Annotated in this window: 11 protein-coding genes and 3 pseudogenes; 11 read left to right on the plus strand and 3 right to left on the minus strand. The window is 37.3% G+C overall.

Going from position 1 to position 15,612, the window contains the following annotated elements:
* The first annotated feature begins 91 nt into the window (after positions 1-91).
* Positions 92-1,411 (plus strand): ATP-binding protein, encoded by a 1,320-nt coding sequence (locus tag P0G38_RS00590; RefSeq protein ID WP_275853599.1) that lies wholly within the window; start codon positions 92-94, stop codon positions 1,409-1,411.
* A 480-nt stretch (positions 1,412-1,891) separates the two neighbouring features.
* Here the strand turns inward: P0G38_RS00590 and P0G38_RS00595 are convergent.
* Positions 1,892-2,502 (minus strand): annotated as a pseudogene (locus P0G38_RS00595) (site-specific integrase); the annotation flags it as partial.
* Between P0G38_RS00595 and P0G38_RS00600 the strand changes: the two are divergent.
* From P0G38_RS00600 to P0G38_RS00620, 5 genes are all read left to right on the plus strand, one after another.
* Complete coding sequence (locus P0G38_RS00600) at positions 2,450-3,493, plus strand: XRE family transcriptional regulator (RefSeq protein ID WP_275853601.1); 1,044 nt, start codon at positions 2,450-2,452, stop codon at positions 3,491-3,493. The pseudogene P0G38_RS00595 and the gene P0G38_RS00600 overlap by 53 nt on opposite strands.
* A 352-nt stretch (positions 3,494-3,845) precedes the next feature.
* Positions 3,846-4,307 (plus strand): TFIIB-type zinc ribbon-containing protein, encoded by a 462-nt coding sequence (locus P0G38_RS00605; RefSeq protein ID WP_275853603.1) that lies wholly within the window; start codon positions 3,846-3,848, stop codon positions 4,305-4,307.
* Entirely contained in the window at positions 4,294-5,103 is an 810-nt protein-coding gene (locus P0G38_RS00610) for a hypothetical protein (RefSeq protein ID WP_275853605.1), read from the plus strand. The genes P0G38_RS00605 and P0G38_RS00610 overlap by 14 nt, the downstream gene beginning before the upstream one ends.
* 131 nt (positions 5,104-5,234) lie before the next feature.
* On the plus strand, positions 5,235-5,861 hold the full coding sequence (locus P0G38_RS00615; protein ID WP_275853607.1) for a hypothetical protein: 627 nt from the start codon (positions 5,235-5,237) through the stop codon (positions 5,859-5,861).
* A complete protein-coding gene (locus P0G38_RS00620) occupies positions 5,851-6,795 on the plus strand; it encodes a hypothetical protein (RefSeq protein ID WP_275853609.1) in 945 nt (314 codons plus the stop codon). Before P0G38_RS00615 ends, P0G38_RS00620 begins: the two co-directional genes overlap by 11 nt.
* Positions 6,796-7,426: 631 nt before the next feature.
* Here the strand turns inward: P0G38_RS00620 and P0G38_RS00625 are convergent.
* Positions 7,427-7,843, minus strand: a pseudogene (locus tag P0G38_RS00625) (ISL3 family transposase); the annotation flags it as partial.
* 461 nt (positions 7,844-8,304) lie between these two features.
* Between P0G38_RS00625 and P0G38_RS00630 the strand changes: the two are divergent.
* A complete protein-coding gene (locus P0G38_RS00630; protein ID WP_016621137.1) occupies positions 8,305-8,538 on the plus strand; it encodes a helix-turn-helix domain-containing protein in 234 nt (77 codons plus the stop codon).
* On the opposite strand, the pseudogene P0G38_RS00635 reads toward P0G38_RS00630, so the two are convergent.
* Positions 8,521-8,649: pseudogene (locus tag P0G38_RS00635) on the minus strand (helix-turn-helix transcriptional regulator); the annotation flags it as partial. The gene P0G38_RS00630 and the pseudogene P0G38_RS00635 overlap by 18 nt on opposite strands.
* 735 nt (positions 8,650-9,384) lie before the next feature.
* Here P0G38_RS00635 and P0G38_RS00640 point away from each other — a divergent pair.
* The 4 genes from P0G38_RS00640 to P0G38_RS00655 are packed head-to-tail and all read left to right on the plus strand — an operon-like array spanning position 9,385 to position 15,440.
* Positions 9,385-12,432, plus strand: a complete 3,048-nt coding sequence (locus P0G38_RS00640) for a glycoside hydrolase family 2 TIM barrel-domain containing protein (RefSeq protein WP_275853614.1) — start codon at positions 9,385-9,387, stop codon at positions 12,430-12,432.
* Positions 12,429-13,724 carry an ABC transporter substrate-binding protein gene (locus P0G38_RS00645; protein ID WP_123834765.1) on the plus strand — a complete coding sequence of 432 codons (1,296 nt, stop codon included), beginning with the start codon at positions 12,429-12,431 and terminating at the stop codon, positions 13,722-13,724. The genes P0G38_RS00640 and P0G38_RS00645 overlap by 4 nt, the downstream gene beginning before the upstream one ends.
* A 22-nt stretch (positions 13,725-13,746) precedes the next feature.
* Complete coding sequence (locus tag P0G38_RS00650) at positions 13,747-14,628, plus strand: carbohydrate ABC transporter permease (RefSeq protein WP_275853619.1); 882 nt, start codon at positions 13,747-13,749, stop codon at positions 14,626-14,628.
* On the plus strand, positions 14,625-15,440 hold the full coding sequence (locus P0G38_RS00655; protein WP_008381786.1) for a carbohydrate ABC transporter permease: 816 nt from the start codon (positions 14,625-14,627) through the stop codon (positions 15,438-15,440). The genes P0G38_RS00650 and P0G38_RS00655 overlap by 4 nt, the downstream gene beginning before the upstream one ends.
* Positions 15,441-15,612 lie beyond the last annotated feature (172 nt).

Consider the following 15,612-nt stretch of genomic DNA (forward strand, 5'->3'; position numbering starts at 1 on the left):
TGAATTAAAATTTCAGTGATATAAAAAACATTTCGTGATTAATGGGTGACATAAAGCTGAATTATAATTTATAACTATGGGGGGGATACAATTGACTGAACTTAATGAAGGATATAACATAGAATACAAGGAATCAGTTCCCAAGAAGCCTAATCATCTAAAGGCAGAGATCGTATCTTTTTTAAATAGCGATACAGGCGGAACGATTTATTTAGGTGCTAGTGATGATGGAATACCAGTTGAACTTCCTAATAAGAGTAAGCAATATAAAGAATGGGAAGAACTATTAAGTAATTGGGTAGCCAGTGCATTTAGGCCAGAAGTTACGGGTTTAATTCTGGTTGATCCTAATTGTACACCTTTTAAAATTTCTGTAAGTGCGGGCTCCAATAAACCCTATTATTATACTGACGGGGAAGGAATGAACTGGAAAGGCGTATATATACGTAATGGCAGTTCGAAAAGACGTGCTAGTGATTCGGAGATAAGAAGAATGATGAATCGGCATATTGCCAATTCTTTCGATAGCGAAAAAATTGAACGGAATGACTTAACCTTTAATTACGCCGAGCAGGCTTTTACAAAAGAAGGAATAAAATTTGATGTTATTGGGTTGGATTTTAAGAAAAAGGTAGAGGATCAATTCAATAACGCTGCATTAATAGTTAGCGATGAGAATCCATTTATTTCAAAAGTAGCGGTGTATGAAGGACTGGATGTAGTCACTTTTCGAGATAAAAAAATATTTTCAGGCTCTGTGGCAAAACAAATTGATGATGCAATTCAATATATTCATCTAAGTAACAGGGTTCAAATTACTCTAGGACACAATGGTAAGCGAATAGAGAATTATTCTTATCCGATTGATGCAGTCCGTGAAGCAATAATGAATGCCTTCGTTCATCGAGACTATACTATGAGTTCAGATATTAAAATAGAGATTTTTGATGATAGATTAGCGATTTCTTCACCGGGCTCTCTTCCAGATGGATTAACGGTTGAGGACATAAAACAAGGAGCGAATGCTAAACGGAATCCTATTTTGATAAATGCTTTGGATAAAATGAACTATATTGAAAATTACGGTTCTGGAATTCGCCGTATTTATTCTCTGTATAAGGGGTTTATGCGTCAACCAGAATTAATTGCAACACATAATTTATTTACTGTTGTCTTGTATAATATGAATTATAAGCTAAATACTATGGAATTGAATCGTAATATGATTTCGATTGTTCAATATCTTAGTGGTGGGAAACTTGCTAGCCGCCAAGAGATTCAAGATGCACTAGACTTGCAAAAAAGCTACACATCTGAACTATTATCTAGTTTGAAGAAAGCAGGCATAATTGGTTCTGAGGGGCGAGGGCCAGCTACTAGATATTACCTGATAGCCACTGACGCTAGCTAATTTTAATTGATTTTTTTATCTTTACCGGACGATTTACCGGAAGATAGAATATAAATCTTATTATATCAACGTTTTAACCACCGGACGATGTTTCATAAGATTCATAGTTTTAGAACCTTTTACCGGACGATTCACCGGACGCTATGTCTTTAAACCCGGTATATCGCTATTTTGGTCACCGGACGATAGAGGGTTAAGGGTTTAATGAAAAAGTGATTGCTATTCTTCAATCAACCAACTCGCCAAGTTGTGGTAATGATTTGAGGTAATGACAGAATATAATTTTATATAGCTTAGTAAAACTTCATGAATAAGAGAACCTTAATTTTGCGCTGTTTGTAGCAGTGTAAAACATTAAAAAACAAAAATTTGTTTAACCAGGTCTTAAGAAAGCTCGTAAAGCTTCACAGTTTCAAAACGTTAATCGATTCCTTATTGTATCAACGTTTACAAGAGTCTTTTGGTTCAAGTTGGTTCAAATCAACTCGACAAAGAATTTAATAAATTTAAGGCATCAGCATCTTGCTGGTGCTTTTTTCTGGCATTAATTGCAGATAATAATTTTGCGTTGTTTGGATATTGGTGTGACCTAAGCGTTTTGAGACATAGGCGATATCAATATCTTGTGAGAAAAGAAATGAAGCGTAAGTATCCCTTAGACCATGGAAAGTTGTTTTTGGAATATCTAGCTTCTTTAGCAGTTGCGCTAGTCTAGAGGATTGATTAAAGCCGTTAGGATCGAAATAGTAGCCATTCTCTTTAATTGGGATGGTCTGTAAAATCTCATAGACCTCCTTGTTGATAGAAACATCTCGCTTAGAGTTTTTTGTCTTTAATGAAGTATCTTCAGAAGTAGGACTTATAGATCGCCGAACCTCAATGCCATATTTGAAAACGTTCTCAGGCCGGATGCCAAAAAGCTCTCCACGACGTATCCCAATTTCTAAAGCTAGTAGCACAAGTACATTAAATTCATTATCTGTATGATGAATGACATAAGTCCGTAGCTTTTTTAACTCTGTAATAGACAAGGTTCGGTTGCGCTTTTCTAGAACTTTCCCCCGTGTTTTAACTAAACTAGCAAAGTCCGTTCAGCGAGTTTCTGTTGAGACCATTATTTCTCTAAACGAGTTTCTTTCACAGCAACTCTTGTTTATTACGATACTAATCCATTCACAAGTCCATCCATTCAGTATATGGTTTTCAAAGATAAAGAAAAGTACTTATTGGAGCGCATTTCAATCATACGCCCTCGGTATATTTTTATCGACTATAAAGTATCCATCTATTGTTGTTGCTAAGATAGTCTGTTATGATTTAAATAATAATAAATTTGGAGAACTAATTAGGAACTCTCCAAAAACGACTGTACATAATTGGGAACGTGGCATCAATCTACCTAAAGAAGATAAACTGAAAAAAATTGCTCTTCTGGGAAAGATAACAACTAATGAGCTGCTTTATGGTTCGCCAGAAGAATTCATTACAAAAATTGTAGTCGATCATTTTCGTTTACAGTTAAATCCACTGTTTGTTCAGCAGATTATTCTTTTTTTGAAACAGCAGAAAATTGATTTGTATGATGAAATGACAATCATTGAGTTTATTCAAGGGATAATTGATTCAGGTTCATTAGTTGAAGAAAAGAGCAGCCATTTAATTTACAGCCCAGTTATCGGTTATGACAATCTGTATATTGCATCAGAGATGAAAAATGAAGAAATTGGAGCACCGATTTTTTACGTGTATATTGAAAAGGAAGGAAATAGGGTTCACTACTTACCATTTACTTTCTCAGAACATCAAAAGGAACAGCTTCATACTTTACCGGATTTGAGACCTCAACTAGAAATTGATTATTATACCCGTCAATTTCCTTTATTGGATGTAGAGTTGAAGGAATCGATAATTTTTTATTATGGAATCAAAGAACAAGACAATACAGCAAACGTTGCTCGATATGAGTATGATGATCAAAAGAAATCCTATAGCATTAATCAAAGGAATGATGAAATAAATCTCTATGATCCATTTAAGGTTGAGTTAGAAAAGATAGTAGCATATTTCGACAAGGAACATTGACCTCTCTGTTTGTGACGCTATCATTGTTAATGAGACAGTGAAAAGGTTGATGTCTCAGCGTCTAATCGGAAATTTCAAGCATCTACTGCTTATAGCTAGCCCCCTGTTAGAACGGGGCATGCATAGCGGCGCGCCACTATGCAACAGGCAAAATCCACAAGAAGGGTGAATCGCTTGAGGCGACACCCTTCTTGCGGATTGACTAATCCAAGAAATAATTCTGGAATACCTGAATGGTAACTCATATTAGTTGTAATTATAGGATATATTTAACTGGCCATTGATTAGGTACTTGAAAAGCGAACGTACATTCTGTATTATTGAATTAAAAATACATGTGGAGTGTTAAACTATGAATGATTTAGATACAATTAGGTTTTCTATTCCTGCGGATTCTGAGGGTTTTATACTAAGGACTTGTTCTAACTGTGGAGAAATTTTCAAATTGTCTGGAAAAGCAATTCAAGAAGATTTTCAGATTTTGCAATGGTGTCCCTGCTGTGGGTTGCATGGACAATCATTCATCGGTAAAGAAGAAATTGAATTGGCAGAAAATATGGCTGCAAATGCTGCTTACGATATGCTTAATGATTTTTTTAAAGGGATGGAAAAAAAATACAAAAAAAGGCCTGTTGTATTTAAAGCTGGGAAAAAGCTTGAGCCCGAACCTATTGATCCTATCGTTTCAAAAACAGAAAATTTGGAATTAAAAAAATATTATTGTTGTAATGAACAAGCTAGAATTACCCCAAGTTTAAAATTTGAAGGCGGCTATTGTCCGTATTGTGGAGAGATGACAAATGGAGATAACTAAAAAAGAGCTTAGAAAAGTCAGTAGAAGATTTAGAGGTTTGGGATCAAGAGTGATGCACGCTCATTATAATGAAGTAAATTCGATAATAAAAATGTTTGTTGTCTACATTGATAGTACACCCATAATAAAGGAGTTTGTGGGAAGTCTTTATACAGAAATTCCGGATTTTGAATCTAATTTAATTCAAGCTTCCGGTTATGGTCAGGGTACTATGGAAACTGGAGATACACCGGAGGAAGAGGTTAATACCATATATCAGATATTAAAGTATATTTCTGAACGTCCCGAAATGGACGTTGCTATGCTTGGTTGGGGATATACTTCTTCGAAAAAATTTCAAGATATGGTAGAAGAGTTTGGAAATAGAGTTGTTCAACCTTTTATTTCAAATATTGATGATTACCTAATGGATATTTCAACAGATATGGGATTTGATGAGGAGAATATGTTTATGATTACAATTAATGGCGGTAATCCGCAAGTAAATATTTCTAACGACAACAGTAGTTTAATTGCGACACAGAATAATGGTGCTGATTTAGAGTTATTGAGTAAACTTATTGTAGATGTTCGCCAAAATTTGAAAGAATCTGATATTGATGAAGATACTAAAGAAATGCTATTAGCAAATCTTAATATTGTTGAGGCGGAGTCAAAGAAAGCAAATCCCCAAAAATCCATTATGAAAACAGCAATGTCTACTCTATCTACAGTTATTAAGGGCATACCAGAAGCTGTTGTTGCGTTGAAAGGTATTCAAAAAATTATGGATATTTTTACAGGTTTTTTTAACTAATACCTCAAATTGTTTTTAAGGAAAACTATATTTATCTACTATACTATATTACCGAATATCTCAAACTTTAGTATAGAGTGAATTTAATGAGAACGTTGAAATATTAGTGCCCAAGATGAAGGAGGTATAATATGTTTCAAGGTACACGGTTGTACTATAAAGTTCTATATTTCATTACAGCTATGGCTCCTTCCTATTTATTGTTTTTATTGCAATTAGGTAAGGAATTCGGATATATACTTACCTTTTCTATTTTCAAAGGTGAAATAAAAGTAAAAATAATTTTTGCTGTTTTCACGTTATTTATTTTCCTTCTCTTTTGTGCATTTTTACTAAAAAAAATACTTATGAGACAATATTTCCATTCAAGTACTGACCAAGTGTTTGAATCGGATAAAGAGTATTTCGATTCAAGGAATGTAGAAGAAAAAAATAGTGGTATGGTAGCATTTCTTTTGGGAAATGTTTTGCCTGCAGTTTTTATTTTAGGTAAATCACCGCTATCTTCTATTCTTATTTTTATATCATTACAATTAATAATTTATATTCTCGTGATGAAGAGTTCTGATATATTTCCTAATGTTTTATTAGTTATATTAAAGATTGATTTATATAAAACGTCCGATACTAGATATTTTTTCTCGTTTAAATCAAAAAGATACAGGGAATTAAAAGTTTATCAACTCGGTGACGTTAACGCTTCTAAAATTTATATTACAATGTATGATAAGGATGGAGTTGGAAAATGTGTTTCTTGAAAGGGTATATGTATGTACATCTAAACAAACAAAATTGTATAAAATTCACAAGTTGCGGACTGGTGATGAAGAAAAAGAAAAAATTTTTTCGGCCTTTAAAGCAGATTTAACAGTAAAGATGGAAAATGAAAACGATATGGAGTATTATAATCAAAATTCATTAATTCAGGATATTCCATATAAGATCGATTTCTCGGGAATTAATTCAGATAGTTATCTAATAGAATTCAAAGAGGCGATAGAAACTTTGTTAGAAAATAATACGGATGAAGTTATTAAGTTTAAAAAGGCATTAAGAAGCTCTAACACGGGAATAATCGATAGTTTTGAAGAAAATGAAGGCATTAAATTTTTGATCGTTCAAGAAAAAGAGTCTCTGTTTTTTTTAGAAATTTCTAGAAATTCTGTTATTAAGAACAAACCTGTAATGTCGTTGTCTATTACAGAGGACACAACTGTTTTTAATATTCCAAAGGGCATACAAATCCCACCAACTGTAACGGCTAGATTAAATATTGAAACAAAAACATTATTTGTTTACGACGTAAACAGGTTTGAAAAGATGTTGACGTTAAATGAGAATCTTAAGGCAAAATCTAATAGAGTGATTGAAAAATTTAAAGATGGAACTTATAAAATATCACAAGAAGGATACAAGTTTCGGGGGTTAGATAGCTTGGACGTATCCAATCAGCTATTAAGCAGTGCCAGAGCAGTTAGAAGACTGGCTAAGTACTCTCCAAATGAATCACAATATGGAATAAATCAAATAAAGAGCGCGGTCAATAAACTAGATGAGGAATTTAGAGTTTCCTTTAATGATAATGAAAGAGAAATATATGTTACGGATAAAACCGCAAAAACTTTTGTAGGAATTATTCATAATGCGATTGTGCAGAGACTAATTTCTGGTGATGTCGAGATAACTATTTAATCCCAAATAATAGTTACTGAAAGCTGAATATTACATGAAGTAAGGAATACCGGCGAATATTTTTTTACCATACTTTTTACCTTCTCGAACAAGTTTTACTAACAATCATCAAGGTTTTGCTTTTGTATGAAACATTGATTTGAAGCGGTTTGTTTTAAATCAGATGCAACTGGATTTTAAGGGAATACACAATACGGTCTTAAAGAAATAAAAGGAATTTGAAATAATTCCCCAAACTAGTAAAAAAATTGTATTCAACTACCATCTATCGTGGTTCAAATTGGTTCAAATATTGTCTATAGAAATCCTTTTTTATCGATTTTGGTGTAACATGAATACTGCCTAATCCTTGATATGAAAGGATTCCTATAGATTGAGAATCTAAAAAATTACGGTTGTCCGTTTTCAAAACGTTAATCTTTTTACCGAAGATTTCAAAACACTCTCCTTTTGGAGGGTATTTTTTTTGCTCTTTAACATTTTGTATTTATAGAGAAAGGTACAACTGAAAATTTAGTTATAGCTAGTTAGACAGAGTGTTTAACTGGTTTTTATTTCACTTGGAAGATTAAGCCTTGACTGAGGTGAATTTTCGCTCGAAAGTTGTAGAAATTTCGATAGCTGTAGGTTATGTTTTTAAACAGATGTGCAGGACACGCAGGATGGTTAAGTCAGAGACAAAACAGCGATCGGCAGTTTCTTTGCTTGTTGTATTCTTCGCCAGTTCCAAGGTATTTTTAACCTTTAATTCCTTTGAAAGATAGCAGTTTTCATCTACCAAATTTGTCTGAGTATTGAATGTCGACTGACATTCTTTACAGTAAAAGTGCGTACGTACCAAGCGTAATTCTGTTTTGGTTGCTCGATAAGGCAGAAGTTGGACCTTCGTTTTGTGGGAGCCATTTTTGATGGTTTGTCCTTCATTTTTGATGCCACATTTACGGCAATGACTTGGTATATAGCTAAGTTTGGTGCAAAACCCCTCTTCTTCTATAGTCTCTAACCATTCTTCTGTTAAAACTAACAATTTTTTAGTACAATGATCCATGGAGATACCCTTTCTTGGTGTAGTTTTGTTTTAGACGACTAAATTCTACTAGTTAGGCTATCTCTTTTTCTATCTTTTTTTACAAAAAAAGTGTCAGTAGAAAATCCGTAGATTTTCCACCAACACTAAATATTGTAGAACCTTTTTCGTATCAAATGGTAAGTTTTAGTAATTTTTTCATTATTAATCGGTTCTTTTTACAATCAAATAATTTGATTAATACCTCTAGCATCGATGACCATGATCGAAGTTGCTCATGTGTTGTTTATAGCGCATTGATATCTTGTTGAGTAATGGTTTTAATCGGTTGATTCTTCTTTGTCAGTAATTCTTTATTTTCATTTTCCGATGTCATAAGGGTACCTTCTTCTATATTTATAAACTTCATGTCTATACGAACAACAATCTAAAATTATTGTACTATACCATGTTTATATAGACAACACAAGGAGGAAATATAAATGAACGAAAATGAAGGTGATAGAAAAGTGGAAGTGCTAATCAACGATTTATTAGCAGAACGTCAGATGTCTTTAAGAGAACTCGCAAGGTTGTCGGGAATTGAGCCATCAAATTTAAGTAATTTGGCAAATGGAAAAAGACAAAAAATTTATTTAGAACACATTGAAAGGATTGCAGATGCGTTGGAGATTGATGATATCTCGAGGATATTAAAGTTGAGTAGGAATGTCTAATTTTTCTGACTCATAGGGGGAGTAAGTTGTTTGGCTGATATTCAGTAGTTTAGCAAGTTGTTCTTGATTCAAGTCTTTGTCTTCGCGTAAGTCTCGAATTCTATGATACACAAAATCACCCCATATGATAATACTACTACGGTCAAGGAGATTACAGCATAATAACAAATTGTACACACTCGATTACATTATCCATCAAAAAGCATAAGAAAACATCAAAAAACCATAAATCTTTTCTGTTATTAAATCATTTCCCTCAGATTTGGTCTTGCTTTCCAAAACGGGTTTCTATACAATAGAGGGGAATAGAAACCGAATAAAAAAAGGCACCCCGTATCAGAGTTGGCGCTCCAATACGAGGCCTTGAAAAGTCAATCGGACTGACTAATCAAGTTGCCATAGTCAATACCCTAAGGTATCGACCTGTTTATTGTACCTAATATTCTGTTCTTTTTCTAGTAGGAAAAGCAGATTTTCTGGGATTTTATGCAGGATGCCTTATGCTTATTTCGCTATGTCAAAAGGATTGGACAGTCGTCCAATCCTTTTTTTGTGTTTCAAATGGGGAAGTTAAAATAACAGGGGATTGACGCATTCCAATTCTAAAACAGAGTGTCGGCAAGCCTCGGTTTCTATTCGTCTATAAGAGGTTCTGTTGTTTTTAAGGTGGATGTACAGAAAAAATATGCTTGGTATTAGATGCACACGGCTAGAAATTTCTGATTTGGTTTTATGATAGCGCTTAATTCATTTTGGATTAGACGATATCACTATGCCAAGAAATAGAAATAGCGAGAAGTCAGTTGATTGTCAAAAGAAGTACGAAAAACACATTAGGAGGAAGCTATGTACCAAGAAAAAATATTTAATCCAACAATACTACATGAAAACCGCTTGTCGCCTCGAACCAGTTTTTTTAGTTATGAAACGGTCGCAGCAGCTATGCAAGGAGATCCGCAGGCATCTTTTGGGTATCAGTCATTAAATGGTCTATGGGATTTTTATTTGGGTGAGACTGAAAATCAAGTTGTATATGAACAAAAAATAGAGGTACCTGCTCATTGGCAGTTTCAAGGGCATGGAAAACCGATCTATACGAATGTTCAGTATCCTTTTCCGATTGATCCGCCATTTGTTGCGATGGAGAACCCAACCGCCTTTTATCGAAAAGCATTTATTGTGGAGGACATTGATCTTGAGCATGTGCTTCACTTTGAAGGTGTGGAATCGGTGTTTGAGGTGCATATCAATGATCAATATGTTGGCTACAGCACCGGTAGTCGCTTGGTATCGGAGTTTGATATCACACCATATCTTCAAAAGGGCAAAAATGTGCTTAGTGTAAAGGTGAAGCAGTGGAGCGCGATGAGCTATGTCGAGGATCAAGATATGTGGTGGCTTGGCGGAATTTTTAGAGAAGTCTACTTGTTTTCCCGTAAGCCGCAGTCGATTCAAAATGTAACGATCCAAGCAGATTTATGCAATCAATATAAAGATGGCATCTTGGAAGTTTCGCTTTTCTTTCAACAAGCACCGCCAGAGCAGTTAGAACGTACGATAGAAATCGAATTGCTAAACAAAGAAAATGTAACCGTTTTAAAAAAAGCTGAGAGACGCCACCGAGGAGCAAAAGCAGATTGGACGATTTCTGCAACCATTGAAGAGATAATTCCTTGGAACGCAGAAGAACCATATCTATACCATCTTTTGGTGAAACAGTATCAAGGCGAGGAACTGTTGGAGGTCATTCCGTTCCAAGTCGGCTTTAGACAGATTTCCATAGTTGACGGTATTTTCCAAATCAATGGAAAACGGGTGGTTCTGAAGGGTGTCAATCGCCATGAATGGCATTGTGAGTCTGGTAGAAGTCTGACGGTTGAGACGATGGAACAAGATGTGCAGATGATGAAAGCATTCAATATCAATGCTGTACGGTGTTCTCATTATCCAGCAGACACAAAGTTTTATCACCTGTGTGATCGTTATGGGTTATACGTCATTGACGAAGCAGACATTGAAACCCACGGGATGGATATCACCCAAAGGATCAATGAACTGAGTAGTAGTGAGGAATGGTTGCCAACGTATTTAGACCGAGCAAAAAGAATGGTCGAAAAAAATAGAAACCATCCTTCGATCATTTTCTGGTCGTTAGGAAATGAGTCTGGCTATGGGGAAAACCATTTGAAGATGGCGCAGCTGATCAAGGAATTAGATCCCAGTCGTCTGGTTCATTATGAAGGAGAAGCACGGCACTTGAAATCCTTGGGAGAATGGCAAGCGTGCCAAGCATCTGATGTCATTTCGACTATGTATACATCTGTTGGCGAAATGGCAGAACAAGGGGAACTTTCACTAACACAACCGCATATTTTATGTGAATATGGCCATGCGATGGGCAATGGTCCAGGTGGATTGAGTGATTATCTGAAATTGTTTTATCGCTATCCTCGGTTGCAAGGCGGCTTTATTTGGGAGTGGATCGACCATGGCATCAAGAGTATAGATCACGTTTCTGGTGAAACGTACTACAAGTATGGCGGTGATTTCGCAGAAGAAATCCATGATGGCAACTTTGTGATTGATGGATTGCTATTTCCAGATCGTACGCCATCGCCAGCATTGGTTGAGTATAAGAAAGTGATTCAGCCTGTCAAAATCACCTTCCAGCTCTCAGAACAGACCTGTCACATCACTAATCGTTTCGACTTTCGAAATTTAGCGTCTTTACAGCCAGTCCTGCAAATCAAAGAAGACGATCAGGTGATTTTCTTACAAGAGTTGCCAAGAATCGACCTTCTGCCTCAGGAAGAAACAACTATTTCTCTGCCAGAAGAAGCTATGCTGAATTTAGAAGGAAGAACACAGGCAGTGGTCACGCTGTTTTTCTTTGAAGAAAGTGCGCCAGATTTTTCTTTAGATCACGCAATTGCTTGGGAACAAGCCATTATTGATCAATCAGTAAAGAGCGTACAAATACCCAAAGCGGATGCCTTTCACTGTTCAGAAACGGCCGATGAACTGAGTATTACTTTGGCTGAGCAGACCTATGTTTTTCATAAGAAAACAGGTACCTTGAGCCAGTGGATCATCGAAGGGCAAGCCTTGCTTACTGAACCGCTTGAAATGAACTTTTGGCGGGCACCGACTGACAACGACTTGTTAGGCAGTGAAGAGTTTGGTTCGGCAAGCATCGCCAAGGAATGGGAAGCGTTTCGCATTCGCCACTTAAAGGAGCGTGTGCTCGCGTTTACCTATGAACAGCGCCCTGATGAAATAAAAGTCGAGATTCACCGCAACAGAATGCCTATTTCCCTCGACTGGGGAATTGAATTGTTCTTTACGTATCGTCTTTCATTGGCAGGCGACATCCGTATAGCAGTCCAAGGAACCCCGTTTGGCAATGGACCGAAAACCCTACCGCGAATCGGTGTGCAGCTGATGATTGATAAAGAACATCAGAACGTGCAGTGGCTGGGACTTGGGCCGCATGAAACCTATCCTGATAGTTGCCAAAGCGGGTTTTTCGATTGGTGGGAAAGAACCGTTCCAGAGATGCACACGCCGTATGTGCGGCCGCAAGAAAATGGCAACCGCATGAAGACCAAATTCTTCCGTTTGTCTAAGCCTTCTGGAGCGGGACTGACTATTTCCAGCAAATCGCTGAATTTTAGTGTGCATCACTACACCCAGAACAATTTGGAACAAGCGACCCATACCAATCAATTAGAAACCAGCGACGCAGTTGCCGTCAACATTGACTATGGGGTGCAAGGACTAGGAAGCGCCAGTTGCGGTCCCGGTATTTTACCGAAGTATTTATTGCAAAATCAGGCATTTGCCTTTGATTTTCATATGAATTATCAAAAAAAAGTGGAAGGAGCAAAACAATGAAAAAAATAGCTTTATGTATGGCAATGATAGGACTAGGAGGCTTAGCTGCTTGTGGGAATGGCAGCGATACGCCAGAGCGTGAGGGGGGCGATCAAAACGGCGCAGAGGAAATCACCATTTGGGCGTGGGACCCAAAATTCAATATCGCAGCCTTTGAGTTGGCGGAATCATACCATCAAGAAGAAAACCCTGATTTCAAAATCAATGTCACCGAGATTTCCCAACAAGACAGCGTACAAAAAATGAATACCATCTTTAGTTCAGGCAGTACCCAAGGATTGCCTAATATCGTCTTGATTGAAGATTTTCGCGCTCGTAATTTTTTAGAAGTGTTTCCAGAGTATTTCGTTCCATTGACTGAGTATATAAATGTTGACGACTTTATGGATTACAAAATCGAGGTTTCTTCGATCGATGGCGAGCAGTATGGGATGCCGTTTGATTCAGGGGTAGCAGGCGTTTACTTGCGAAAATCGATCATTGAAGAAGCGGGCTTGGAACTGTCAGATTTCACCAATATCACTTGGCAAACCTTTAATGAATTGGGGATCCGTGTGAAAGAAGCAACTGGCAAACCATTGCTGTCTATCGATATGAATGATCTAGGACATTTGCGAATGATGATGCATTCCAGTGGTTATTGGTATACCGCAGAGGATGGTGAAACGCCGTTTATTGACGGCAATCCTTCTTTGAAACAAGGGCTTGAAGATTTGAAAATGCTGCTTGATTCAGGAGTAATGACAACGCACAATGGCTGGGACCAAATGTTAGCAGGTTTTAACAGCGGCGAAGTAGCGGGCGTTTTACAAGGCAACTGGATCACTCCATCGGTGAAAGCAGAAGAAAGCCAAAGTGGCGATTGGGCAGTCGTTCCAGTGCCCAAGCAAGAATCGATCGAAGGTTCTGTCAATGCGACCAATCTCGGAGGCTCGTCAATTTATGTGTTAGACATTGATGGGAAAGAAGAAGCCCTGAGCTATATTGCTGACGTATTCGGCAAAAATATCGCCTTTTACGAAGAGCTGATTCAAACCGTTGGAGCAATCGGTTCCTACGTTCCCGCTTCACAAGGAGATGCGTATCATGCACCAGATCCTTTCTTCGACGATCAGGCTATCTATCAAGATTTCATGAACTGGGCAAATGAAATTCCTTCGGTAAACTTTGGAAAAAACACATATGCGTTGGAAGACATCATGAATCAAGGCTTTTTGGACTATGTCAATGGAGCAGATTTGGACGAAGTCTTAAAAAACACGCAAATGATTGCTGACAATCAATTGAATTAACACGGACTGAGGGGCATGTATGATGAAAAATAAATTATTTTATAAAAAAGGAGTGATCACGGGGTGGCTATTTATTGCTATCCCGACACTCTTAATCTTCTTTTTCTCTTTTTATCCAATGATCCAAGCGTTTCTATTATCCTTGCAATCAGGAAGCGGTAACGGGCTGACCTTTAGCGGACTAGCGAATTATCGGCGGCTGTTTTCGGATCAAACCTTTTTGACAGCCACGAAAAATACCTTGATCTTTTTGGGCTTTCAAGTGCCTGTCATGGTCTTGTTGGCCATGTTCTTTTCCGTCCAGCTCAATCAGAAAACCCTAAAGCTAAAAGGCCTGTTTCGGACGATCATTTTTTTGCCAGCAGTGACTTCATTAGTCGCATACTCCATGGTCTTTAAATCACTGTTTGCAACAAATGGCGTGGTGAACGCCCTTTTAGTGAGACTGTCGATTGTCTCTGAGCCAATCGCCTTTTTCTCCAGTCCCTTTTGGGCAAAAGTCATTATCATTTTAGCCATCACTTGGCGCTGGACCGGCTACAATATGATTTTCTTTTTATCGGCTTTGCAAAACATTGACCCAGCAATTTATGAAGCTGCTAGAATCGATGGTGCTTCTCCAACGAAACAGTTTTTTAAAATCACCGTCCCTTTGCTAAAGCCAGTCATTTTGTTTTCAGCCGTGACCTCAACGATTGGCACACTACAGTTATTTGATGAACCGATGAATTTGACCCAAGGGGGACCAGGAAATGCCACATCGACGATTTCCCAATATATTTATAATCTTTCTTTTCGCTATACACCAGATTTTGGCTACGCCTCTGCAGTTTCCTATGCCATTGTCGTCATGGTCATCTTCTTTTCCATGATCCAATTTAAGATCGGAGGAGAGGACAAATGAAAAAAGTAGGCACGTATGTATTTTTGGGTGTTTTTACCATTCTGTTTGCCTTTCCCTTTTATTTCATGTTAGTGAGTATCACCAATCCTACCGTAAATATCATGCAAGGCAAACTATTGCCAAGTACCCATTTGCTAGAAAACTGGCGTAACCTAGTCGCAACCTATGACTTGAAACAAGTGTTCTTTAATAGTGCAAGGATTGCGTTGTTACAGACGATATTATCCGTGACGATCGCTTCGTTGGCCGGCTACGGATTTGAAATCTATCAAAGCCGATTAAAAAATATGCTTTTTAATATCTTGCTCTTGTCGATGATGTTGCCTTTTGCCGCCACCATGATCCCACTGTTTCGAATGTTCGGCAGCTTTTCAACGACGATTCCTTTTATCGGACTCGATACAGTAGCTTCAGTCATTTTGCCAACATTATCGACCGCATTTCTGATCTTCTTTTTCAGACAAAACACAAAAATGTTTTCCAAATCACTGCTTGAAGCAGGGCGAATGGATGGTCTGTCGGAACTAGGCTTGTTTTTCCGAATATACATGCCAACCATGAAAACAACTTATGCGGCCGCTGCCATCATTACCTTTATCAATAGTTGGAATAGCTACCTGTGGCCGTTGATCACCCTTCAATCACCAGAAAAGCAAACCTTTCCCCTAATGATTTCTGCCATCGGCGCCGCCAATAATCCAGATTATGGCTTAATGATGTTAGCAATCGTGATCGCAACTCTGCCAACAATGGTGGTCTTCTTCTCGCTGCAAAAGTATTTTGTGGCTGGGATGTTGGGATCGGTGAAGTAGGGAGAAGCTATATGCGAGAAACGACTAGCTCATCGTTAGAAAATTTGATTCCATAAAAGAAGATCCGTATATCGATTTGGAGTAAATTCACGATTTTTGTGAGTTTACTCTTTTTCTCTAATTTCTTTCAGTTGGCGGAAAAAAGTGAATATCAACGTTGTTATAGCTTTTT

Source organism: Enterococcus casseliflavus (assembly GCF_029215545.1).
GTDB classification, from domain to species: domain Bacteria; phylum Bacillota; class Bacilli; order Lactobacillales; family Enterococcaceae; genus Enterococcus_D; species Enterococcus_D casseliflavus.